The following is a 24,152-nucleotide window of genomic DNA, read 5'->3' as shown; positions in this document are numbered from 1 at the left end:
ACTTATCAGCAACTGAGCATATATAAGTAATCGTCCGGTTGCTACTGCCTGGTAGAGCTTGAACTCAGGCGGACCGATTCTACTTGAATCTGCACCATCTCGTTGGCCTTCTTTGCATCTGGTTGTCACAGCCCGAAGCGATGCATTCCAACTCTGAGACGGTTCGATTCAATATCGCTGTCTCAAAAGTCGGTATAAAGTGCTTTCAGTTGGCCGTGACGTCCTGTCAAAACACGATGTCCACGACTCTCCCACGTATCGTCTGTCTTGCGGTCTTTCTGGTGATCAGCTTTGCGTCGACTTCGTCGCGCATGCAGGCTGCCGAGGGACCTGCTGCGCCGATCGATTTCAATCGTCAGATTCGAACGATCCTGTCTGATAAATGTTTCCTGTGTCATGGTCCGGATGAATCGACCCGACAAGCGGACTTACGACTGGATCTGGAGCAGACAGCCAAACGCGAGATTGACGGCGTTGCTCCGATCAAGCCGGGCGACCTGGAACACAGCGAAGTCCTGAATCGCATTCTCTCGACGGACGCCTCGATCCAGATGCCACCGCCGGAGCATGGGAAGTCATTGACTCCTGCTCAAGTCGAGCTTCTCAAACAGTGGATCAGCCAGGGCGCTCCCTGGGCGACGCATTGGGCATTCACTGCTCCCGTTCGTCCTGAAGTGCCGAGTGCAGCGACGAGTGAGTGGACTGCGAGTCCGATCGATCAGTTCATTCTGCAGAAGCTGGCGTCGAACCAACTCGCTCCGAATCCTCCTGCTGAGGAAGCCTCGTTGATTCGTCGCGTTTACCTCGACCTCACGGGGCTGCCACCGACTCTTGAAGAACTTGATGCTTATCTCGAAAGCGAGAATCGTGAGAAGTACCAACAGCTGGTCGATCAGCTTCTGGCCTCGCCGCGGTATGGCGAGCGTTGGGGGCGCGAGTGGCTGGATGCGGCGCGTTATTCGGATTCCGATGGGTATGAGAAAGATTCGCCGCGGATCTCGTGGTTGTATCGCGACTGGGTCGTGAACGCGATGAATGCGGATATGCCTTACAACGAGTTCGTGACCCAGCAGATTGCCGGTGACCTGCTTCCGAATGCGACCATCGAACAGAAGATCGCGACCGGGTTTCTTCGCAATTCGATGGTGAATGAAGAAGGGGGAGCGGATGCGGAACAGTTCCGTATCGAGGGGATGTTTGACCGGATGGACGCCATTGGCAAAGCGATCCTCGGTGTGACGACGCAGTGTGCCCAATGCCATACACACAAGTACGATCCGCTGACGCACGCGGAGTACTACCAGATGTTTGCCTTCCTGAACAATGTTTATGAAGCAGATGTCGTCTATCACTCCCCCGCTCAGCGCGAACAGATCAAGGCGATCCAGGCTCAAGTTCATCAACTCGAACAGCAGGCAAAGGCTCAGCGACCCGACTGGAGTGAAAAGCTCTTCGCCTGGGTGGAGCAACAACGCACGCAGCTGCCGAGTTGGCATCGTGTGCAGCTGGAACGTCGTTCTTATGACGGGCAGAAATTTCGGTTTCTCGATGACAAGTCGGTCATTTCGGAAAGCTACGCGCCGACATTCTCCGATGACGAATTCTATGGAGATCTCCCCGCAGGAACGTCTTTTCAATGGGTTCGGCTGGAGCTGTTGACTCATCCACAGCTTCCCAGCAGTGGTCCGGGGCGTGCCCTCAACGGGACTAATTCTCTTTCTGAACTTGATCTTTATCTGCTTGATCAAGATGGGAAGGCGACTGAACTGGCCTGGGAGAGCATTGTTGCGGATGTGAACCCTGCCACGAAGACGGTCGATGGGCTGCACTACATTCCGTCGCAGGATAAAGACAAGCCACGCACCAGCGGGCCGGCTCAATTTGCGATTGATAACGACATCAAGACTGGCTGGTCGACCGACTCCGGGCCTGCGGATCGCAATCAGTCACGTCATGCGGTGTTGAAGCTGAAAGACCGGGTGCTCATGCCCGAGGGGAGCCGATTGATTGTCACGCTGCGGCAAAAACATGGCGGCGATGATTCGGACAACAAAGAGAACAACATCATCGGCCGCTTCCGAGTTTCCATCAGTGATGATCCGCTGTTGCTCACTCAGAAGGATCAGCTTCTCCCCTGGGCCGTTGACGATCTGTTACATACGGAACGTGTTCGCTGGACGGCTGAGAACTGGCAGACGGTGTTTGAATACTGGCGAACACTGCAGGCGGATCTAGATCCGCTCAATCAGCAGATCGCTGATGCTCTGAAGCAATTTCCGGAGCCGACGACTCAACTGGTCGTGCAGGAGCGTCCGCATCCGCGACAGTCCCATATCCTCTCGCGAGGTGACTTCCTCAAGCCGACGGCGGCGGTGAATCCGGGAGTCCCCAGTTTTCTCAATGCGATGCCTCAAACTGCCGAGCCTGATCGTTTGCGATTTGCCCGCTGGATGGCTTCGAAGGATTCGCCGACGACGGCTCGGGTGATCGTCAATCGTATCTGGCAGGCGTATTTTGGGACAGGTTTTGTCTCGACACCGGAGGATCTGGGAACCCAGAGTGATCCCCCTTCGCATCCTGAATTGCTCGACTGGCTGGCCTGCGAACTGATGGAGAACGGGTGGAGCCTCAAGCATCTGCATCGTCTGATTGTGGCGTCTTCGGCCTATCGTCAGTCGGCTTATGTTTCTCCTGAGAAGCTGGAACGAGATCCTGCGAACAGGCTGGTCAGTCGCGGGCCCTCGTTTCGTCTACCCGCAGAGATGATTCGCGATTCTGCACTCTACAATGCCGGGCTGCTCGACCTGACGATGGGGGGACCGAGCGTCTTTCCGGATGCACCGGCGTTTTTGTTTCAGAAGCCTGCGAGTTATTCGAATAAGCAATGGGATTCTCATCTGCCCGGTCAGCAGTATCGACGCAGCATGTATACCTTCTGGTTTCGCAGCGTCAATCACCCGGTCCTGCAGGTCTTTGATGCACCGAAAGCGGATGTTGCCTGTGTGAAGCGTCCTCGCTCGAATACCCCGATGCAGGCGCTGACGACTCTCAACGAAATCTCGTTCCTGCGAGCCTCCCATGCACTCGCGGCTCGTGTTCTCAAGATTGATCCAACGGCCAATGATGAAGCTCGTCTGGCGTATGCTTTTCGAATATGTACCTCAAGAACTCCCGAGCCCGATGAGATGTCTGTCTTGACCGACCTGCTCAAGACTCAGCGTGATTACTACACCAAGACGCCTCAGGCGGCAGAGGATCTCGTCAAACATTCGGTTCCGCGTGAGGCAGAAGAGAAATGCAACCTTTCGGGATCGACTATCTCGATAGTAGAGCATGCCGCCTGGATCACGATGACTCGGACGTTACTCAACCTGGATGAGAGCCTCTCTAAGTAGGGTCCGCTGTGCGGACCGTTAATCGATATACGCATGTAAAAGTTGAAACCAAACACAGAAGATCGTTTCCTAACGACCAAGACAAAATGAGGGCCGGTTAGTGCCTATGCGCCACCCTCATCCGCCCTTCGGGCACCTTCTCCCCTCAAGGGAGAAGGGACAGAGTATAGCTCCCCTCACGGGAAAAATGGACGTAACGACTGGTAATGATGATGAACTTCAATACCTCCTATTTCAATCACATGCGTTCGCGCCGCTGGTTTCTTGGCGAGTGTGGGTACGGGCTGGGTTCGATTGCGCTGACGAGTCTGATGGCGGATCGAACGCAAGCAGCGCCAGCGAATCCGCTCGACCCACGTCAGCCTCACTTTGCACCGAAGGTCAAAAACGTCATTTTGCTGTTCATGGGGGGCGGTCCCAGTCAGCATGAGCTGTTTGACTATAAGCCCAAGCTCGGCGAACTCGATGGCTCGCTGCCACCGGCTGATCTGTTGAAAGACTATCGTGCTGCCTTCATCAATCCGAATTCGAAGCTTCTCGGACCGAAGTTCAAGTTTGCCCGCCATGGTCAAAGCGGTGCGGAACTGTCGGAGACGTTGCCGGAGCTGGCCAAGATTGCTGACGACATCTGCATCGTGAAATCACTCAAGACCGATGCCTTCAACCATGCTCCTGCTCAGTTGATGATGTCGACTGGCTCGCAGCAGTTTGGACGTCCAAGTATGGGGGCCTGGACGACGTACGGGCTGGGGAGTGAATCGAAAGACCTGCCGGCGTATGTTGTCTTTAACTCGGGCGGGAAAGGTCCGAGCGCGGGCATTTCCAACTGGGGATCTGGGTTTTTGCCGACAGTCTACTCGGGAGTCGAGTTCCGTTCGACGGGCGATCCTGTCTTGTATCTATCGAACCCGCCGGGGATCACGCCTGCAGGCCAGCAGCAACAGATTGATGCCATCAATAAGCTCAATCGACGTCGTCTGGAAATGCTCGGCGATCCGGAAGTCGCGACCCGTATTAACTCGTATGAAATGGCCTACCGCATGCAGGCCAGCGCACCGGAAGCAATTGATCTATCTGGTGAGACCAAAGAGACGCTTGAGATGTACGGGGTCGAGCCGGAGAAGTCTTCGTTTGCGAAGAATGCGCTGATGGCCCGTCGTCTCGTGGAACGTGGGGTTCGTTTCGTCCAGCTGTTCCATGAATCCTGGGACCAGCATGGCGGGCTCAAAAGTGGAATCGCTGCCAACTGCAAAGCGTCGGATCAAGCCAGTGCCGCCCTGGTGAAAGATTTGAAGCAGCGTGGGTTGCTCGATGAGACGCTCGTCATCTGGGGTGGCGAGTTCGGACGCACGCCGATGGTGCAAGGGGGCAGCGATGGACGGGATCACCACCCGAACTGTTTCTCGATCTGGATGGCTGGTGGCGGGATTAAAGCGGGTTACACACACGGCGAGACAGATGAGCTGGGCTTCAACGTGACGTCAGGCGAAGTCCATGTCCATGACCTGCATGCGACGATCCTGCATCTACTCGGCTTCGATCACACCAAGCTGACTTACCGATTCCAGGGACGCGATTATCGTCTCACGGATGTTCACGGGAATGTCGTGAAGGAATTATTGGCGTAACCAATCCAACGCGTCGGGGGCGTCTTCCCAACGGCTCGGGAACGCATGCGTTATGCGTCAAACGCCCCCGACGCGTCTCTTTTAACTTTGTTCCTTCTCCCTCGGGGAGAAGGTGGCCGAGTCTTCGAGGTCGGATGAGGGAAGTCTGCGAATTTCTACTTCGCTATATCTCCTACTGGACTGTTCGCTTGAGGAATTCGTCGATCTGCTGCATTTTTTGAGTATCGAAAAACTCACGGCCGCCGTGGCGTCCGAACGGGATGATGATCAACTCGCTGGTCAGGCCGTTGTCATCGTAAGCCTTCTTAAGTTCCTTCGATTGAGCGAGCGGGACAGTCGTATCGAAGCCGCCGTGGATCATGAGGATGGGAACATCGCTGGCATCGGCATGAGCGACAGGGCTGGCAAGTCGGGCGAGTTCTTCCTGCTCTTTGGGCATGCCACCGAGCAGCAGTTCCAGCGCTTCCACCCGGATGGTGAGCTTTTCGGGAACGATGGAGTTCAGATTCGTCGGGCCGAAGTAATCAATGACGGCGTCGACATTCGAAGAAGCTTCCAGATGATCGCCGAGCTTGCCTTCGAGTTCCTGATGACCATTCGTCGTTCCCAGCAGGGCAGCCAGGTGACCACCAGCGGAGGTGCCGCCGGCGATGACGACGTCTGACTTGAGTTTGAGCGTCTCGGATTCACTTCGCAGATAGCGGATGGCGGCTTTGACGTCATGAATCTGTGCGGGAAACTTGGCAACGTCGGTCAGGCGGTATTCGACGCTGGCGATCGGGTAGCCGCAGTCCAGCAGTGGCTTGATGGGACAGGAGGAGCGGTTCCCTTTCATCCACCCGCCGCCGTGCATCCAGACGATCAGCGGGCGTGTCTGCTCGGCTGGGCGGTAGAGGTCAAGCTTGAGCTGTTGACCTTCGGGGGTGGTGGCGTAAACGTGCGTCGTTCGCTCGGGTTCGGAGGCGTAGAGACTGTTGGTGCAGAGAAGGAGAGCGAGCAGGCAGACACGGATCATCGGCAGTCCTTTAGGAAGACTTGCGGTGTGGTGGCACACACGGGAAGACAAATGGCGGGGGGAATAACGCCGTTATCGTACGATGAGAGATTCAGGAAGGCAAAAATTTTCTTGGGTGGGCTTGTTCAAGGGTGGCTGAGAAGGAAGACCATCGCCTGTGGTTCGAGTTGCGAATGAGGGCGTACGCTTGCCTAGCGACCACCCTCATCCGTCAGCACTGTGTTCTGTAAACACCTGAGGTGTTGTGCTGCCACCTTCTCCGCTCAAGCGAGAAGGGACACACACAGGCCGTTAGAACTTTTCGGCGGTGGGGTGGACCCAGGGGTCGCGGTAGGGGCGCATCAGGAGTTTGGTGGCTTCTTCGTCGCCGATGGGGCGGCCGGTTTGGGGGTCGAGCGTCAGCGTGCGTCCCAGATCCATGGCGAGATTGCCGAGGATGCAGGTAGCCGACGAGATATGACCCTGCAGGATATCGGCGACGGGGAGTTGGCGTGACTGGACTGATTGGACGAAGTTGCGATGGTGGGCGCGCGTCGCGACGGTGACTGGTTTTTCCAGATCGGGTTCCGTCTTCTCGTGCTCGGTCAACTCCTCGATGACAGCGGTTCCTCGCATCGGCTTCCCGTTTCCGCCGACGGGGATGAAGTCCCAGGAGTTGACACTCATTTTGAGCGTTCCTTTGTCACCATAGATGATCGCGCCCCAGGGGTAGTCTTTGTCAGCGGCTGCTCCCCAGCTGCGCATCGTCCAGTTAATCGTGAGGTCATCGTAGGTGAAGAGGGCCGACTGGGTATCGGGAATGTTGGCAACGCTGGCTTTATCGACGTAGATCCCGCCCGTGGCGGAAACCTGCTTCGGCCAGCCCAGTCCAAGCAGGTAGCGGACGAAGTCGAGGAAGTGGACGCACATGTCCCCCATGATGCCGTTGCCGTATTCTTTGAAGGCCCGCCAGCTGCGTGGATGGATGATTGGCTGATAGGGAATCATCGGAGCGGGACCGGCCCACATCTCGTAATTGAGATTGGCGGGTGGTGTTGCTGTGGTTGGCTTTTGTCGGGCACGCATGTGATAGAAACAGACGACATCCACATGGCTGATCTTGCCGAGGAGACCTTCATCGATGATCTGCTTTTTGGCATCGAGCAGGTGAGGTGTGCTGCGGCGCTGAGTGCCGACTTGAACAATTCGATCATGCTTGCGAGCAGCGGCGACCATGGCTTCCCCTTCGACGAAGTCGACGCCGACGGGCTTTTGAACGTAGACGTCTGCACCAGATTTGACGGCTTCGATCATCGCGAGTGCATGCCAGTGATCCGGCGTGCCGACGAGGACGATGTCGAAAGGCTCTGCTTTAAGCATCTCACGGAAATCGCCATAGCCTTTCGGCTTGGCTCCGGACTTCTGTCGAACGGCGGTCATGTCGATGGCACGTTCCAGCATGACACTATCGACATCGCAAATCCCTGCGACTTCGACATTGGCAACTTGAAGCAAGCGAAACAGATCATTTTTGCCATACCACCCTGCCCCGATCAGACCGACGCGGTAAGTCTTCTCCTGTCCGGCTGCGTACAGCGAAGAGGAAAGGCCCGCGGTATTGAGACCGGAAAGCGCGGCGGCTCCTAAGGCAGAAGTCTTTAGAAACGAGCGACGTTGCATAGCGTACTCCTGCAATTGGAATGGTGAGGTGAAGAAACCGGGAGGGCGAGGCTCCGTCCGAGCCGCTACTTTGCATTGCGATACGTTAGCTGTGCATTGGACTGTGATAGCCTCGACAATCTCCAGCTTCATGCACACCAATTGTTGTCGATTCGCTGATGGGCAGTTGCAACGCGGGACAGCGGCTCGGACGGAGCCTCGCCCTCCCGGTAAAGCCCAGACGTTGGGAAATTTTTCCCATCGTCTGGTGCCTAATGCCCGACGTCTTATTTACACGTCGCAGAGAGTAACGGCTTGCTTGATGCCGGCTAGCGTATCGCCCGTTGGGATGAATTCGTGGCCGACGTAGCCTTTGTAGCCGAGTTCGACGATGACGTTCATGATGGCAGGGAAGTTGATTTCCTGCTTGTCGTTGAGTTCGTTTCGACCGGGGCAGCCTGCGGTGTGGATGTGGCCGATGATGTCGAACTCTTTACGCAGACGACGGATGACATCGCCGTGCATGACCTGGACGTGATAGATATCAAACAGCAGTTTGACATTGGGCGAATTGACTTCGCGGACGATCATCGACATGAAGTCGAGGTCGTCGCCTTGATAACCGGGGTGGCCTTTCATCGGGTGGGTATCGTCGCGGGTGTTGAGGTGCTCTAAGCACATCGTGACGCCGTGAGCTTCGGCGATGGGGGCAATCTTCTTGAGGCCATCGATCGTCAGCTTGGCACATTCCTCTTTCGAGATTTCGCCGCTGTTGGGATCGTGAGCATCTTTGTATTTGTAACCGGTGAACGCCAGGACGTTCGGGAAGCCGAACTTCTCACATTTCTTGATGGTCGCAGTCGTGACTTCCATCAACTGATCGCGGTAACGCATATTGTTGAAGCCGGTCATGAACTGCGCGCCGGGCATGCCGGGGAGTACGAGGGCGTTGGTCAAGCCGTGGTCTTTGAGGGCCGGCCAGTTGGCTTCGTCGCAGAGCTCGATGGACGGAACGCCGAGTTCGACCGCGGCTTTGAGCAGGCGTTCGAACGGCCATTGTTCGCCAGCTCCACAAAAGCACCATTCGGCCAGAGAATGTTTGATATGACCCTTCAACGAAGCCATGAGCGACTTTCTTTTCTATTATGACGGGCGCGATCTTTTCATCGCGCAAAACGGAGCAAACATCAGGATGCAACAACTCCGTTGAGCATACTCAAACCGACTTCGATCAGCAACAACCAATGCGACTCCGTTACACGACTCGTTTCGCCGCATCGCCTGCTGGCGCGACTTGTGCCGTACACGCGGTCCCTTCTGCGAGAGGAAACGGAAGACCCACATCGTCCGGCAGATGAGGTTCGGGAGTCGGCGACTTCTTTCTCTTCTTCTCTTCCTTACGTTTGTCTTTGACGTCGAATTCTTTGATGATCTCCTGACGACGCATTTCGATCTGCTTGTCGAATTCTGACAAGACATCGAGAGCGCGATCGCGTGAGGTCACAAGGCCGATGATCAGGTATTGAACGATCGCCATGACGTAACAGAACCAGCCTGCACCGTCATGCAGAATCGCGGACAGGATCGCGAAAACAGGCGAAGACCGGCTGATGTGCTGACAGAGAAAGCCTTTGCAGTACGGGAACCATTGTTCTTTTGCACAACAGAGTAGGCCTTTCTTGCGATCAAAATACAGTTTGGGTGGTCCTGGATGAATGACAGAAAACAAAGCCTGATCCGGCATTGCTTCGATCACGCCGATCACCAGTAAGAGCCGCATACCAACAAGCCATGCTTCCCACCAGGAATTCTGTGTTGTCGCCAGTATCTGACCGACGTCCTGTGTCGGCAGAATCCACCCGAATAGGGTATCTTCCATGTTCGCAGTGGCAGCCAGCAGGACCAGCGAAGCCTTGAACCATTGCTCGAGGTCCTTCTCCAGCTCTTCGTCGATTTCCTGAACACGCAGGAGCCGTCGCATGACGAACCGAAATATCGGAATCGCCAGCAGTCCCAGGAACAATCGTCCCAGCGGCTTCAGAAATGGAATCAACAGCCGATACACGAAAACAGATCCTTGAATGGCCGAAAGGCCGGTTAGAGTCCTCTCATCAGAACGTCCTCTGGCGACGTCAGGATCACGTGAATCCCCGCATTCAGTCTAATCGACCGTCCAGTAGTTTTGAAGATAGGAATCTCAGTGGCCGGGGCGCGGGGTGTGTCACAACTTCGATGGTGAAGAGGCAGAGGCACGACTGACTGCATATTGGACGTCTATTCCGTGATTCTATTCGTGGCTTGACGGCACGACCCGGTGTGGGACAACCAGAGTTACTCAGAGGTGAGCAAAACACGTTGGTATGGACTTCGCAGGGATCCCTCATCCGTCGGCGAAGCGCCGCCACCTTCTCCCCGGGGGAGAAGGAAAAGAATAGGATCTCCTCGCGGGAGAAGGATCAAGAGGCTACTTCGACCAGTCGATCGTGTTGTAGATCGCCAGCAGTTTCTTGCCTTTGATCGGGTTCAGCCAGTTCATGTGGGAGATCCGGCCTCGCAGGTGGGCGGCGAAGTTCTCGTGGTTGTCTTTGTTCTGACTGGTCGGGCCGAGTTTTTTGCAGTTGTGGAGAATCGCTTTGAGGCGATCGAACTCTTTGCGAGAGGGGTTGGTCGCTTCGTTGACGACGACTCCGGTGACCGTCTGGCGATCCGAAATGCGCAGGACGCGCGATTTCTTGCTGTTCAGACGGAAGCGTTCTTCTTTGATGATGGTGCGCATGAGTTGAAAGAAGATCGACAGGGACTTCTGGAATTCTTCGTCGCCTGAGAAGGTTAAGTCGTCGGCGTAGCGTGTGTAAGTGGCGCCAAAACGTTTTGCTAAACCAGACAGGCGGACGTCCAGGCTATAGGCGCAGAGATTGGCCAGGTAAGGCGATGTGGGAGCACCTTGGGGTAAGTGTCTGGGCAGATACTCCCAGTTCGCGCGGGCGTCGTCGGAGGGGGAATTCAGATCGGACGGGGCGGCTGAAGTTGTCAGGCGTCCCAGCCAGATGCCCATTTCTCGAGAATAGCCGAGGGCGCGGAAGATGGCGACGATTCTCGAGAATCGAATGCGTCGATAGAAGCTTTCCAGATCGACTTTGACCACGACGGCCTTATTCACGTGAGGCAGGGCGTTTGTCAGGATACTTCGACCCGGGATGAAGCCGTGGGCGGCGTCGTGTACGCCGACGTTTTCCAGAATCTCGGCGAGGATTTTGTCCTGGACAGCGCGAAGGAATTGCTTCGGAGACTCGATGAGTCGGTATCCACCCGAGCGTTTTTTCAGCCAGGTGAAGTGATAATGGGCCGTATTCACAGACAATGGACGATTCGCGACAGTGAATCGCTCTGTCAGCCAGGCAATCTTACCAACAGGAAGCTTCAACCAGCTCGCCAGTTCGCCAGGATGATGAAAGACTGGGAGATGGAGATTGGCGAGTGACTCGTCGTGGCCGTCTCGAGACAGGTCGAGGAAGCTTTTGCCATCGACACTCAAGCGGGCGAATGGGTACGGCGAGATCTTGGTCTTGATCACTTCGTCGGACGGCGATGTTCGCACCGCTCCGCTTTGATGTCTCAACCGGCTGAGTTTGTAGCGTCTGAAAACGCGACGTGTCTTCTCTCGTCGTATTGGCTCGTCGGGCGGAAGGGATGGTCGCTGTGGGACAGTCGACGCCTGCGTCGAATCTGGCGCGCTGCTCTCGGCGGGTGAGCTGTTCCACCCAAATAACCATTTCAGCAGTCGCGTTAACAATCAGTCATCCCTTCAGGCGTCTTCCAATCTCATGAGGATGCAAAACGGGCTTATGGGTCGCGTAACCAGTCCTGTCGCGAATGAGCGAACGGTTGAAAGCCTACCGCGAGCTCATTCACTTCTGAAATGCGAACAACGTGTCTGCCGTGGGGTATCCCCACAGCCTTACCTTGCGGTAAGTACGCTTAGGCCACCCATAAGCCCTGTATTTCTCTGAGCCCGTATTTCATGGCATCTGCACATTTCTGTCAACAGTGACTCGCCCGCAAGTCGATGGCGTAATACGATGTCTTCTCGAATTCTTCAAGAACTCGACGTCCTTTCATGTCCAGGATTTTCTGTTATTTTCCGGTGATTTTTGATGTTCAGCCTTCCACGTACGCCTGTCGACTTCCAATTCACACTTCTCAATGTCCCAGTCCACGTCAATGGAACATTCTGGATTCTTGCGGCCTTTGTCACCTGGCAGGTTTCGGGAAGTGACATGTCTTACTTGATCATGGGAATGATTGCTGTCTTTATCTCACTGCTCGTTCACGAATTCGGCCATGCCCTGGCGAATCTGCGTTATGGCTATACGTCCCAGGTCGTTCTGTATTACCTCGGCGGTTTTGCGACGACTTCGCATATGGCTCCGCTCAAGCGTCTGGTGGTCGTCCTGGCTGGTCCTGGATTCGGATTTTTACTATTGGGATTACTCTGGCTGATCAGCAAGACACTTGAATCGCAGCAAGTCGCGGTTCATCCGCTGCTTGGCTTTGGAATCTGGTGGCTGTCTTTGATTACGCTTGTCTGGAACATCCTGAATCTGCTGCCCGTGTTTCCTCTTGATGGAGGACAGGCCGTTCAAGCGATGTTCATGTACTTCAGTCCGGTACGTGGCGCGCTGTGGGCTTCGATGTCATCGTTCCTGCTGGCCGTTCCGATTCTGGCTTTGCTGGTTTACGTAGGTCAGCCGATCTTCGCGGTCTACATCGCGATCTTCGGCTATCAGAGTTTCCAGGAGTATCAGGAACGAAGTCGACGCGGGCATTGAGCGGATTAAGTCATCAATCTTCCGACTGAATCGGGCGAGACATCAGCGAGTCGGTCGCTGCTTCCGGTGTTTTGCCGTGGAAGAGGACGTTGTAGACTTCCCGGGTGATCGGCATGTCGATTCCCTGCTTGTCAGCGACTTCTGAGACAGCTCTTGCCGAGGTGACTCCTTCTGCAACGCCTTTCATGTTGGTCAGAATCGCTTCGAGCGATTTGCCTTCCCCCAGCAGATGACCGACCATGCGATTGCGACTGAATTTGCTGAAACAGGTCGTCATCAGATCGCCCATGCCGGACAGACCGTAGAAGGTTTTGAACTCTGCTCCGAAGGCGACTCCAAAACGTGTCATTTCGACCTGACCGCGCGTGATGAGGGCGGATTTGGCGTTGTCGCCGTATTGAAACCCATCGCAGATCCCCGCAGCGATGGCGATGACGTTCTTCAACGCGCCCCCAAGCTCGACGCCGATCAGATCCAGGTTCGTATAAACGCGGAACCGATCCGTCGAAAACAGTGACTGCACGCGTTTGGCGAGTGTCAGGTCGCCACAGCCTGCGACGACGCTTGCGGGAAGTCTTCTCGCGACCTCCTCGGCATGCGATGGGCCGCTCAACGAGACGATGGCCCGTTGTCCCAGAACATCGGAGATGATTTCGCTCGGTCGCAAGAAGGTTCCGTTTTCCAGGCCCTTGACGACACTGACAACCGGGCGATCTTCCGTCAGAACATTCTTATATTCATCTAACGTTGATCGCAGAAAGGCGGACGGAATCGCGACGACCAGCAGTTCCGAACCGGCGACGACCTTCTCGAAATCCGCAGAAATCTCGACGCGCGACGGAATGCGTATCCCCGGCAGCAGGCGTTTGTTTTCTCGCAGGTCGGTCATCTCGCGGGCGACTTCCGGGCTGCGGGTCCACAGCGAGATATCGACGTCCGGCTTCTCAGCCAGGACCGCTGAGATCGCTGTCGCCATCGCGCCACCACCCAAAATCGCTACTTTCGTCGCCATCCACTCAGACCTTTTTTACGTAACAAACAGACTCAACCAACGGGAACGACCACGATCATCACGAATCATCACCTGTTTGCCAACCCTATCGTCGTCTGGATCATGAGGATTCGCCACGTCCCTGCATATTCCTCACGATCAGCCCGGAAAACGCCGGGGATTTCTATTTGACAGCAGGCATTTGTGACCTAGGTTTGCAGTGGTTGCCATTCGGTCCTGTCATCTTCTTCAGCCGAATCTGTGCAACTGATTGATCAAGACGATCGACTCGGGCCTACTATCCTTCGGAGCCAATCATGTCTCAACTCATCGGTTCAAATGCAGCTTTCGTCGATCGTCGCGCTCGTGGTGATGAGTATGGTGGTCCAGAACGACGCCAGTTCCGCGATTCACACGAATCGTCTCACCCTGACATCCGCGAAATGGCCGAAGCCATCGACCAGTACAAGCTGCAGAACCGACGTCGATTCATTACCTATGCTGAACTTCACAGCGTCATCTCGAAGCTCGGCTACCATAAGTAAAGCTGTCTCAGAGTGATCCTTTTGCTCCCGGTCTAGCCAAACTTCCGGCCCCAACGTACACTAACGACACCTCCATCTGATGGACGGTGTCGTTTTTAATTTCCACAATCAGGCGTTGTCGACCTCGGAGTGATCCCCCAGATGATGTGTCCATTCTGTCAGACCGGCGAGACCAAGGTGATTGACTCGCGTGTCAGTCAACCCTACGAGATCCGCCGTCGTCGGGAATGCCTCAGCTGCGAGCGACGCTTCACGACGCGCGAGAAGATCGAAGAATCGCCACTCCGAGTCGTCAAGAAAGACGGTTCTCGCGTTCCCTTCGACCGAGAGAAAATCCGCTACGGCCTGGAAAAGGCTTGCTACAAACGCCCGATCTCCGAAGAACAGATCGACCGCATCGTCGCCCAGGTCGAAGCCGACCTGTATGAAAACTTCGAACGCGAAGTCCCGTCGGTTTATATTGGCGAAGCTGTTTTCAACGCGTTGAAGAAACTTGATCAAGTGGCGTTTGTGCGATTTGCGTCGGTGTATCGGGAGTTCAAAGACGTCAATGACTTCGTTGAGGAGCTGGGGCCGATGTTGAAGCAGTCGGCGCAGGAGCGGTAGAAGCGAATGGGGTGAGGGCTTTTTTGATGCGCTCGACTGATGACGAAGCTGAAGAACAGCGACGCTGGCAGAACCTTTTTGAGCAGTTGCAGCCAAGTCTTGAGGCAAGCGAATCCGAGTTTGAGGACTTCGATCTCGCAAGCTTTTTACAGGAAGCTCGACTGCACAGACATTCTTCAAAATCAACTGATAGAACGTAGACCAGCTACGGGAAGACGACGCTAGATTGCTGTCTCAAACAAAAGGCTTGATAATTTTCATCCGCTATCTCGAAACGTCTCGCAGATCCTCAGCCATCATCGCATACAGTTCAATATGTTGCCGTCGCGAACGCAGCATCCAAAGGAAAAACGGCAGCATGAGTGATCCCTGTATTCCCGGCAATAAAAGGGCATACCAGATGCCATAAGGCTGTCCCGTTGTCAGTGCAATGATGCCGAGAATCAGCAGAACGATGGAAGCTGCCAGCAACAGGCATCCCGAAATAAACAGCCATGCAAACAATGTTCGATATCCGCAGAGACATCCCATAAACGCTCCCCAGAGTCCGATTGTCGTTCCGAAGATCGTACCGGGAAGATAAGAATACTGAATCGGATCAAACCAGGGATCAATCATCGTTTGTTTCTTTCGGTAGTGATTTTCGGTGTTCAGACAGAAGACGCTTGGCGGTCGATTTAGAAATCGTTCCTTCACCCAATAGCGAAGCAACATACTGGCTGAAGCGATCACCATGCGGTTGTGCTTCGACCGCTTTCACTTTCGCAATCAGACGATCGAGGCGGATGCGGACTGTGGGATAAGAAACGCCATACTGGCTCGCAACTTCCTTCAGCGATCCGGAGGCAAGCAAGAGGCGTTTGAGGAAATTCCAGTCTTCTTCTTCCAATACGTTGACCCAGGTCGGCAGGCTGGGGCTATCATTGTGAGTTGATGAACCATGTTCAAGAAAGTGAAAGCTCATTTGAGTATTATTTAACTTCTGTTTTGTTGAAGTCAATCTAAATAATGTGAAAGTCGAAACACCGCCAATAAAAAAAGGCGGCAGTGAGATGAATCACCATCGCCTCCGTAGAAAAAAGAAGTAATCTCCTTTACAACCGCGGATCCACTGGCTCACTCTCCAGTGCCAAGACCCCAAACACACATTCATGCACCCGGCGCAACGGCTCCCTGCGAGCAAACCGCTCCAGCCCTTCAATCCCGAGCGCAAACTCCCGCAAAGCCAGCGACCGCTTGTGCCCCAGCCCGCGTGACCGCAGTCGAGGCAGATTCTCCGCCGAGTCATAATCAGGGCTGTAGATAATGCGAAGATATTCCTTTCCGCGACACTTCACGGCAGGCTGAACGAGCCCCTTCTTCCCGCGTTGAATCCAGTCAATCGGCTTGACAACCATCCCTTCCCCACCGCGAGAGGTCAACTCGTTCCACCAGGTGATCCCAGACTCCAGACTCTCCAAATCCGTCACGTCAACGACCAGCGACTTTGTCGCCAGCAGCATCGACTCATCATGCCGACAGATCTCTGCCAGCATCTCCAGATGCCACACATGAGATTGGTGCGTGTGAACCTTTCCTTCCGTCGCCAACAAGTGAAACGGGGCCAGCTTCAAATCATCGAGTGACTCGACAGACCAGCAGTAACGACGGTAAGCGTCGACAAACTTGCCGAGCGATTGCTGACGTTGTCCAAAGCGGTTCGCCAGTGCATCAATCTTCTCGCGTGCGTCACCCTCCAGGCGTGATCCCCCCTGCAGAAGCGAAGTCATCGCAGCATCCAGAGCCAAAGTCCCGGCGGACCCGACGGCGGCGTACTGCGTCTTCAACAGCTCCTGAGCCTTCGCAGACCAGGGCATCAGCTCGCAATCAAAACACCCCCAGGTCGTTTCAAAGCGATCCCAGAAGCCGGCACGGTCGCAGGCGGTTCCTAGGCGATCGAGAAAGGCTGCCTCCAGAATGGGATCATGGAAGAAGCGTCGCCCGGTTCGTGTATAAACGATGCCGCGCTCACCTTCCATCACCCCAAACCGCTGACGAGCCGCCAGTGCATCACGACACAGCACCACCACCGCGCGAGATCCCATGTGCTTCTCTTCACAGATGACACGCGGCACCCCCTGATTGCGGAAGTACGTAAACGCTTCGCTTGGATGCTCCAGCAGTCCTTCCAGCGACGACGTCTCTGTCGGCGACATCGTCGGCGGCAGGTAAATCAGCCACTTCGGGTTCGCCGCGAATCGACTCATGACCTCCAGCGCGGCCGTCGCGTTCTCTTCGCGGACGGTCAAATTCGCCATCAGACGCGTCGAGATGATCCGCTTCCCACGAACATCGTCGAGATCAAGTAGATCATCATGGACGTGCTGAGCCGAGAGCGGACCCGGTTCACTCCCAGGCAGAAATGGCTTCGCGGGTTGACAGTACGTTTCCTTCGCTTTGACCGAGATAAACTCTCGCTCGGGGTAACGCAGCGCCGTCAGCTTGCCACCAAAGACGCAGCCGGTATCGATATCGACCGTCCCGTTGAGCCACTCCGCTTCCGGGACCGGTGTGTGGCCATAGACGACCATCGCGTCCCCACGATATTCCGTCGCCCAGTTGAACCGCACAGGCAGTCCAAACTCATCGGTCTCTCCTGTCGTCTCGCCATACAGCGCAAACTCCCGCACCCGGCCAGAGCCACGTCCTTGGTACTTCTCCTTCATCCCCGCATGCGCGACGACGAGGCGACCATTATCCAGAACGTAATGACTCACCAGCCCGTCAATGAACTTCGCCATCGCCTTACAGAACGGCTCTTTCACCGAAGGTTCCAGCGCATCGACCCCCGCCATCGTATTCGCCAGGCCATGCGTCATCTGGACATTGCGTCCCTGCAGCTTGCGCATGAACTTGATGTCATGATTCCCCGGGACACACAGAGCCGTTCCATCCTGAATCATGTTCCGGGCAATTCGGACGACATCTAGACTGCGAGGACCACGATCAACGAGATCACCGACGAAGACCGCCTTGCGCCCTGCTGGATGTCGGTACGTAACATCGCCCCACAGCGGATCAACTGTTTCGCGAGTCTCTTGGACGTAACCAAGCTGTCCCAGCAGTTCTTCCAGTTCATCACAACACCCATGCACGTCGCCGATGATATCGAACGGCCCATGCTCATCCCGTCGGTCATTCCAGAGCGGAACCCGTTCAATGACTGCAGCGTCAATCTGCTCCAGACTACGCAGCGTGAAGACGTGTCGAAACCCCTCCTCTTTCAGGCCGCGCAATGAACGCCGCAGTTGAGAATGCTGCTGACGGATCACATGAGGCCCGAACTGACGATCCGGACGCTCTTTGTTTCGCTCATGACAGACATCCTCCGGCAGGTTCAGCACGATCGCAACTGGCAGGCAGTCATGCTCCCGTGCCAGCTGCACCAGAGGACGACGCGCCTCCGGCTGCACGTTCGTCGCATCAATGACCGTCAGTCGCCCTCGTTCCAGACGCTTCCCGGCGATGGCATGCAAAATCTCAAACGCATCCTTCGAAGCCGTCTGATCATTCTCATCATCACTCACCAGCCCACGACAGAAATCAGACGAAACAACTTCCGTCTGCAAAAAATGCCGGCGCGCAAACGTACTCTTCCCCGCCCCGCTACAACCGACGAGTACTACCAACGACAACTTCGGAATCTCAATCTTCATTAGGTCTCCTCTCATCCTTCATCCTTCCTACTTCATCCCTTCTCGAATATCCCCATCTGCGTCGGCGACCCAATCCCTTCCTCCACCGGTCCGATCTCCGCAAACCGCACGCGATACCCCGTCTTCTCCGCCACCCGCAACGCCCACTCCTCAAACTCGGCCCGCGTCCATTCGAAGCGGTGATCGGAGTGTCGAAACTGACCCGCCGGCAGCGTTTCCCACATGACGTTGTACTCCCGATTCGGCGTCGTCACGACGACCGTTCCCGGGCGGGCAAACTCAAAGACAACTCGTTCCAATGCCGCCAGACGAGCCGGGTCGAGGTGCTCGATCACTTCGACCAGAGCAGCCGCATCGAAGCCTTCCAGTCGCCGATCACGATAGATCAGCGACCCATGCAACAGCTTGATGCGTGAAGCCTGTCGATCGGTCAGCTTGTCGAGCTTCAGACGCCGTGAAGCGATCTCGAGAGTCCGGATCGAAACGTCCATCCCGATGATCTCCTCAAACTGCTTCTCCTTCATCAGCTCACGCAGCAGCTTTCCCTCGCCGCATCCCAGGTCCAGCACACGAGTCCCGCCCGTCCCCTTGAGAGCCGCCAGCACCGCACCATGGCGCTGATCGTTCAAACTCAGGGGCGTCTCCAGAGTCACTTCAGCGACCTGCGTGACAGTCTCCTCTTCGACGACAGCTTCCTCGCTCACTTCCGGCACCAGTCGTGCCAGCGCCTCCGTGTACAACGACGCGCGGTACTTCAGATAACGACGCGTGATGAACTCCTTCTCCGGATGTGTCGACAACCACCCTGCCCCTTTCGCAAGCAGCTTGTCGATTTCATCTTCCCCGACATAATAATGCTTCTGATTGTCGAAGATCGGAATGAGGACATACAGATGCGTCAGCAGCATTGACAGCGTCGTCACCTTGGACAGCGTCACTGAGAAGTACGGACTCTCCCCCCACTCCGGAAATTGCTCATCCAGCACACGTCGCTCCACCGCCAACTCATACCCCAGCGGCAGAAAGACTTTCTCCAGCCACTCAAGCCCGCCCCGAACCCCCAGGACGTCAATCCTCGCCGACAGCGGCCATTCCATCGTCACGAGTTCCGGACGATCCTTGCATCGCCCATTCATCGCAGATCCATAGACCTGAGAAATCGCCACGCTCATCAAAGACGACGCCACATACGGCCGATCGTTGACGTACTGATCCAGCCCAAACACCTGATCCCGACGCTTCTCTCGCATCATCGCGACCGGATCAACGTCAAGCATCAGACACGCCGAAGCCCGCGCATCACTCGCCTCCGGGTAAAAGACATGCGCCTTCCCAAACGACAGCTCAAACTCCTGCACCTTCCCCGGGTGCTTATGCAGCAAAAACCCCAACTCCCCCGCCCGCTCATGCACCGCGCTGATCGTCAACAACATCTTTCCTCCCCCCGACTGGCCAACGCCTGAACTTCATTTCACATCACTGTATCTCGTCCCTCAGACACAACCAACCTCAATCGGTTCACTCATTTCCATCGGCGCGAACATCAAACCCGATCCCCTGTCATCCTTTGCGCCTTCGTTTCTTTGCGTTAACATCCCTCTTTATCTTCCTGTGTCATCTCTGTGGCTAAAGTCTGAGCAAATGTCCGAACAAAACCGTCTCGAAACCTTCCGCGTCGAAAAACTTCAGAGCATCATCGATCTGGGCCACGATCCTTACGGCCAGCGTTTCGATGGTCATCGCCCGATCGCAGAAGTCCGCCCGCTCTGTCCAGAAGAAAACGGCATCGATGGTGAAGAGGTCCGCGTCGCAGGGCGCATTATGCTCAAGCGGGACACCGGCAAGCTCTGGTTCGTCAACATCAAAGACATGACTGGAAACATCCAGCTCATGATCTCCAAGAACGAACTCGGCGACGAGCAATGGGCCCTCGTCAAGACGCTCGATCTGGCGGATATCGTCGGCGTCGATGGTCTCCTGCGTAAGACGAAGACGGGCGAGATTTCCGTCTACGTCAAGAAGCTGACCATTTTGACCAAGTCGATCGCCCCGCCGCCGGAGAAGTATCACGGCGTCGATGACGTCGAGACCCTGCTGCGTCACCGCTACCTCGATTTGATCTACAGCGATGGCGTTCTCGACCGCATGCTGCTGCGATCATCGATCATCGATTCCGTCCGACAGACGCTGCGTGGCAACAGGTTCGTCGAAGTCGAAACCCCGGTCCTCCATGCCATCGCCGGCGGCGCCGCTGCTCGTCCCTTCATCACGCATCACAACGCCCTCGACATCCAGCTTTACATGCGGATTGCCCTTGAGCTGCACCTCAAACGGCTCATGGTCGGCGGCGTCGAACGCGTCTATGAAATCGGCCGCGTCTTCCGTAACGAAGGCATCGACGCGACCCACAATCCCGAATTCACGATGATCGAAATCTACCAGTCCTACGGCAACTACGAAACAATGATGGACCTCACCGAAGCCATCGTCACCGACGCCGTCCGCGCCGTCCTAAAGGCGAGCGGGGGACGTCAGTCCCCTGTGTCTTCATCTACGCCAGACGCCCCCGAGCGATTAATTCTCCCATGGGGCGACGAAACCATCGACTTCACCTCCCCGTGGCCGCGCAAAAAATACGCTGACCTCTTCGAAGCCGCCGCGGGCTTCCCGATGGCTGACCACGAGAAGGTCATCGAACTCGCCAAGACCAAGCACATCCAGACAGACAACGTCCACATCGACGTCATCGTCAATAAGCTCTTCGAAGAACTGGTCGAAGACTCCCTCGAAGGCCCCGTCTTCGTCATCGACTACCCCGCCTCCATCTGCCCCCTCACCAAGCGTAAGCAGAACGACCCAACGATCGCCGAACGCTTCGAACTCTACGTCAAAGGCATGGAACTCGCCAACGCCTACACCGAACTCAACGACCCCAGACTCCAGGAACAACTCTTCAAAACCCAACTGGACGGCCAGGCCGAAGAAGACTCCATGGCGAAGATGGACCACGAATTCGTCTACGCCCTGAAAGTCGGCATGCCACCGGCGGGGGGATTGGGGATCGGGATTGACCGTCTAGTCATGCTACTGACGAACAGCAAGACGATTCGGGATGTGATTTATTTTCCGTTGATGAAGCCGGAGAATTGAAGGTAGCGACGTGGTCACATGAGTGGGACAGGTGAGACTTTTCACGACAAGCCTGCTTGGTATTGCAGAACAAACCGATCGAAAGTTGTTTTGACGCGTAGAGTGAGCTGTGTTCGGAATGTTCACATTGGTTGACTCGTAAATGTTATTTTGTCAGACTCGATACAAATGTTCTTGGACTGTGGTTATTAGTGAACTGAAGAAAATCGATGGGACTTATAAACGCATATTCCGTTGCAGTAAGTCGTATTCCTGACCTTTTTGCGAAAATAAGGGATGGTCAAGCTCCAGATCAGTTTTCGCAGCAGTTGTTGAAGGACTGGGGATTTTCTTCATCCAATGATCGCGCCTTCATTCCACTTTTGAAAGCGCTGGGTTTTTTGTCTCCGGATGGTATGCCGACGTCACTCTACCACGACTATCGTGATCACTCACGCTCAAAGAGCGTGATGGGTAAGGCGCTTCGTCAGAGTTATAGTGACTTATTCCTGATTAAGGAGCACCCAACTGAGGCAGATAAACAGGCTATCCAGGGGAAGTTCAAAAGCTACCATAACGTTAGCGACAATGTAGCCGCATTAATGTCGAAAACATTCTTCGCACTGCTTGCATTAGCTGAACTCAGCAAAGATGGCAACGAGAGTTTCGTGATCGGTTCCGAATCACTGAAAACAAAAAAGAAAGAGCATCCAGTCGAAGATGATGGTCAAAGTAATGGAGGCGCTTTCGAGCAACGTAAGCCAATACTGCATGCACCTGGTCTCCATTACAATATACAAATCCATTTACCAGCTACTAAAGATGTTGAAGTTTACAATGCAATCTTTAAATCACTGAAAGACCATTTAATTGAGATCTAAAGATATTCGAGACTTTCTCTTCAGGGGCCTCATGTTTGAATCTGAAGCGAAAATATTCCAAAGCGCTGGTATCCAAGTAGGTGCAAACGCAACTGCGACAGAAGAGGCTTTATTAACAGAAGCCCTAGCTCCATTTAGTGTATCTCGTCGCAATCAAGCGCTTGAGATGGCGCGATTGTATGCAGTCCTTCACTGTTTTGAGAATGAAATCAGGGGTTTCATTCGGGAAACACTTGAAGAGAAAGAGGGACTGAATTGGGCAGACACGTTGCCTACTGCAGCAAGAAAGTTTGCAGAGGGACGTCAAAAAACAGCGTTTGGTGACACTTGGCTAGAGGGCGAGAAAAGTGATATTCTTGGTTTTATCGACTTTGGGATGTTGACCACAATTATAATTGACAAATGGGTGCACTTTCAGATTGTTATTCCCTCTCAACACTGGCTAAAGCAAAGAATGGATGAATTGGAAAAGTCTCGCAACTTTATTGCGCATAATCGTATGTTGCTTCCGTCCGAGTTTCAGAGAATCTACATGTACATATCGGACTGGAACAGGGTTATTGGACTTTGATTATCGTAAAGTGGTAGTTTGTTTCCCGTATTATTTTCTTTGTGTTGAAAAAGTCTTTGGACTTAAGCGCGCTCTTATTGTTTGGCCGTCGCTCCCTCTCCTCGGCTCCTTCGCCATCTGAATAAACCCAATCACCAGCAACACGATTCCGCCAAAAAGCAGCAGATTCGCGAGCGCCGCGCACACGATCACGATTCCGAAAGCGGCAAACGGGTCCGATCCCGGACCGAGCGAGCGAATCTGTCCCAGCCAGAACAGCATCATGCAGACGCCGATCACGACGCTGCCTACAATACAACCACCCCCCGCCATCAGCCAATGCAACGTTTTCAATTCCGATTCTCCTCGCAACGAAAAACACGATCCTCTTTGTTCGCACTTGCGAGTCTAACGAAAAGTCTTGACGATCAATAGATATTCCTCACAATCCCCCCATCAACCCGCACCGCTGCCCCATTGATCGCCGACGCTAACGGACTGCTTACAAACGCAACCACGTCCCCGATCTCCTTTGGATTGATCAGACGCGCGATCAGCGATGTCGGACGGTTTTCCGCGACGAACTTCTTCTCCGCTTCTTCCCCTTTGAGCCCAGGGAAGACTTGGCCGATGAATTCTTCAACTCCCTCCGTCTTGGTCGAGCCCGGCAGTACCGAATTGACCGTGACCTTCGTCCCCTTGGTCATTTCCGCAAGGGCGCGTGAGATCGCCAGCTGCATCGTCTTCGTAGCACTGTAATGCGCCATCTCGGGAGCAGGATTGATCCCCGACTCACTCGAAATAAAGATGACCCGCCCGCGATTCCTCTCCAGCATCCCCTTCAGGTAATGCCGACTCAAACGCACGCCACTCATGATGTTGACATCAAACAGCTTCTGCCACTGGGCATCGCTCGTCTGGAAAAAGTCGGACGCCTCGTAGATCCCCAGGTTATTGACCAGAATATCGACCGAGGGGATCTCCCTGATCGTCTTCTCCGCTCCTTCGACCGTCCCATTATCCGCTGCCAGCCCCTTCAATTTCGCATCCGCCACCACATTCCGGATCGCCTCAATCCCCTTGGCAACGCTGCTTTCGCTCCGCCCGTTAACAATCACCTCCGCCCCTTCCCGAGCCAGCGAGACGGCGATCTCCAGCCCGATCCCACCCGAAGAAGCCGTCACTAATGCCGTCTGTCCGTTGAGTTGCAGGTCCATTGTCGTATTCCGTTTCTTTAAGAGTTAGCAGTC

20 protein-coding genes are annotated in these 24,152 nt (G+C 54.9%); 8 read left to right on the top strand and 12 right to left on the bottom strand.

Annotated features, from left to right (window positions below):
* Positions 1 to 236 precede the first annotated feature (236 nt).
* Together SH248x_RS08160 and SH248x_RS08155 are read left to right on the top strand one after the other, a co-directional pair.
* Complete coding sequence (locus SH248x_RS08160; protein WP_459558037.1) at positions 237 to 3,395, top strand: PSD1 and planctomycete cytochrome C domain-containing protein; 3,159 nt, start codon at positions 237 to 239, stop codon at positions 3,393 to 3,395.
* Positions 3,396 to 3,604: 209 nt separating this feature from the next.
* Positions 3,605 to 5,023: a DUF1501 domain-containing protein gene (locus SH248x_RS08155; RefSeq protein ID WP_459558597.1), complete on the top strand. Its 1,419-nt coding sequence runs from the start codon at positions 3,605 to 3,607 to the stop codon at positions 5,021 to 5,023.
* Between the two features lie 172 nt (positions 5,024 to 5,195).
* Here the strand turns inward: SH248x_RS08155 and SH248x_RS08150 are convergent, their stop codons facing one another.
* The 5 genes from SH248x_RS08150 to SH248x_RS08130 form a co-directional block, all read right to left on the bottom strand.
* Positions 5,196 to 6,038, bottom strand: a complete 843-nt coding sequence (locus tag SH248x_RS08150; protein WP_459558036.1) for an alpha/beta hydrolase fold domain-containing protein — start codon at positions 6,036 to 6,038, stop codon at positions 5,196 to 5,198.
* A gap of 291 nt (positions 6,039 to 6,329) precedes the next feature.
* Positions 6,330 to 7,697, bottom strand: coding sequence for a Gfo/Idh/MocA family protein (locus SH248x_RS08145; RefSeq protein WP_459558035.1), 1,368 nt, complete (start codon positions 7,695 to 7,697; stop codon positions 6,330 to 6,332).
* Positions 7,698 to 7,967: 270 nt separating this feature from the next.
* Positions 7,968 to 8,801: a hydroxypyruvate isomerase family protein gene (locus tag SH248x_RS08140; RefSeq protein WP_459558034.1), complete on the bottom strand. Its 834-nt coding sequence runs from the start codon at positions 8,799 to 8,801 to the stop codon at positions 7,968 to 7,970.
* Positions 8,802 to 8,931: 130 nt separating this feature from the next.
* On the bottom strand, positions 8,932 to 9,741 hold the full coding sequence (locus SH248x_RS08135) for a DNA topoisomerase I (protein WP_459558033.1): 810 nt from the start codon (positions 9,739 to 9,741) through the stop codon (positions 8,932 to 8,934).
* Positions 9,742 to 10,140: 399 nt separating this feature from the next.
* Complete coding sequence (locus SH248x_RS08130) at positions 10,141 to 11,274, bottom strand: reverse transcriptase family protein (protein WP_459558032.1); 1,134 nt, start codon at positions 11,272 to 11,274, stop codon at positions 10,141 to 10,143.
* A gap of 556 nt (positions 11,275 to 11,830) precedes the next feature.
* Here SH248x_RS08130 and SH248x_RS08125 point away from each other — a divergent pair.
* Positions 11,831 to 12,505, top strand: coding sequence for a zinc metalloprotease (locus SH248x_RS08125; RefSeq protein WP_459558031.1), 675 nt, complete (start codon positions 11,831 to 11,833; stop codon positions 12,503 to 12,505).
* Positions 12,506 to 12,518: 13 nt separating this feature from the next.
* Here SH248x_RS08125 and SH248x_RS08120 read toward each other — a convergent pair whose 3' ends face one another.
* Positions 12,519 to 13,517, bottom strand: coding sequence for an NAD(P)H-dependent glycerol-3-phosphate dehydrogenase (locus tag SH248x_RS08120; RefSeq protein ID WP_459558030.1), 999 nt, complete (start codon positions 13,515 to 13,517; stop codon positions 12,519 to 12,521).
* A 296-nt stretch (positions 13,518 to 13,813) separates the two neighbouring features.
* On the opposite strand from SH248x_RS08120, the gene SH248x_RS08115 reads away from it, so the two are divergent.
* Both SH248x_RS08115 and nrdR read left to right on the top strand, forming a co-directional pair.
* The gene (locus tag SH248x_RS08115) at positions 13,814 to 14,041 is read left to right on the top strand and encodes a hypothetical protein (RefSeq protein WP_459558029.1); all 228 of its coding nucleotides are present in this window, start codon (positions 13,814 to 13,816) and stop codon (positions 14,039 to 14,041) included.
* 141 nt (positions 14,042 to 14,182) lie between these two features.
* The gene (nrdR, locus tag SH248x_RS08110; RefSeq protein WP_459558028.1) at positions 14,183 to 14,647 is read left to right on the top strand and encodes a transcriptional regulator NrdR; all 465 of its coding nucleotides are present in this window, start codon (positions 14,183 to 14,185) and stop codon (positions 14,645 to 14,647) included.
* Positions 14,648 to 14,911: 264 nt separating this feature from the next.
* On the opposite strand, the gene SH248x_RS08105 is transcribed toward nrdR, so the two are convergent.
* From SH248x_RS08105 to SH248x_RS08090, 4 genes are all read right to left on the bottom strand, one after another.
* Positions 14,912 to 15,265: a hypothetical protein gene (locus SH248x_RS08105; protein WP_459558027.1), complete on the bottom strand. Its 354-nt coding sequence runs from the start codon at positions 15,263 to 15,265 to the stop codon at positions 14,912 to 14,914.
* Positions 15,258 to 15,611, bottom strand: coding sequence for a DUF2089 family protein (locus SH248x_RS08100; RefSeq protein ID WP_459558026.1), 354 nt, complete (start codon positions 15,609 to 15,611; stop codon positions 15,258 to 15,260). Before SH248x_RS08100 ends, SH248x_RS08105 begins: the two co-directional genes overlap by 8 nt.
* 130 nt (positions 15,612 to 15,741) lie before the next feature.
* The gene (locus tag SH248x_RS08095; RefSeq protein ID WP_459558025.1) at positions 15,742 to 18,342 is read right to left on the bottom strand and encodes a polynucleotide kinase-phosphatase; all 2,601 of its coding nucleotides are present in this window, start codon (positions 18,340 to 18,342) and stop codon (positions 15,742 to 15,744) included.
* A gap of 32 nt (positions 18,343 to 18,374) precedes the next feature.
* Positions 18,375 to 19,775: a 3' terminal RNA ribose 2'-O-methyltransferase Hen1 gene (locus SH248x_RS08090; protein WP_459558024.1), complete on the bottom strand. Its 1,401-nt coding sequence runs from the start codon at positions 19,773 to 19,775 to the stop codon at positions 18,375 to 18,377.
* Positions 19,776 to 19,983: 208 nt separating this feature from the next.
* Between SH248x_RS08090 and lysS the strand changes: the two genes are divergently transcribed.
* The 3 genes from lysS to SH248x_RS08075 all read left to right on the top strand — a co-directional run bounded on the left by lysS (position 19,984) and on the right by SH248x_RS08075 (position 22,923).
* A complete protein-coding gene (gene lysS / locus SH248x_RS08085) occupies positions 19,984 to 21,492 on the top strand; it encodes a lysine--tRNA ligase (protein WP_459558023.1) in 1,509 nt (502 codons plus the stop codon).
* A gap of 209 nt (positions 21,493 to 21,701) precedes the next feature.
* The gene (locus SH248x_RS08080) at positions 21,702 to 22,352 is read left to right on the top strand and encodes a DUF5343 domain-containing protein (RefSeq protein ID WP_459558022.1); all 651 of its coding nucleotides are present in this window, start codon (positions 21,702 to 21,704) and stop codon (positions 22,350 to 22,352) included.
* Positions 22,353 to 22,383: 31 nt separating this feature from the next.
* Positions 22,384 to 22,923 (top strand): Swt1 family HEPN domain-containing protein, encoded by a 540-nt coding sequence (locus tag SH248x_RS08075; protein WP_459558021.1) that lies wholly within the window; start codon positions 22,384 to 22,386, stop codon positions 22,921 to 22,923.
* A 30-nt stretch (positions 22,924 to 22,953) separates the two neighbouring features.
* On the opposite strand, the gene SH248x_RS08070 is transcribed toward SH248x_RS08075, so the two are convergent.
* Positions 22,954 to 23,256, bottom strand: a complete 303-nt coding sequence (locus SH248x_RS08070) for a hypothetical protein (protein ID WP_459558020.1) — start codon at positions 23,254 to 23,256, stop codon at positions 22,954 to 22,956.
* A 74-nt stretch (positions 23,257 to 23,330) separates the two neighbouring features.
* Positions 23,331 to 24,119 carry an SDR family NAD(P)-dependent oxidoreductase gene (locus SH248x_RS08065; protein ID WP_459558019.1) on the bottom strand — a complete coding sequence of 263 codons (789 nt, stop codon included), beginning with the start codon at positions 24,117 to 24,119 and terminating at the stop codon, positions 23,331 to 23,333.
* Positions 24,120 to 24,152 lie beyond the last annotated feature (33 nt).

It is taken from the genome of Lacunimicrobium album, from assembly GCF_052161635.1.
Lineage (GTDB): Bacteria > Planctomycetota > Planctomycetia > Planctomycetales > Planctomycetaceae > SXPC01.
Note: the sequence above shows the minus strand (reverse complement) of the source record. Positions and strands in the feature narration are given on the sequence as shown.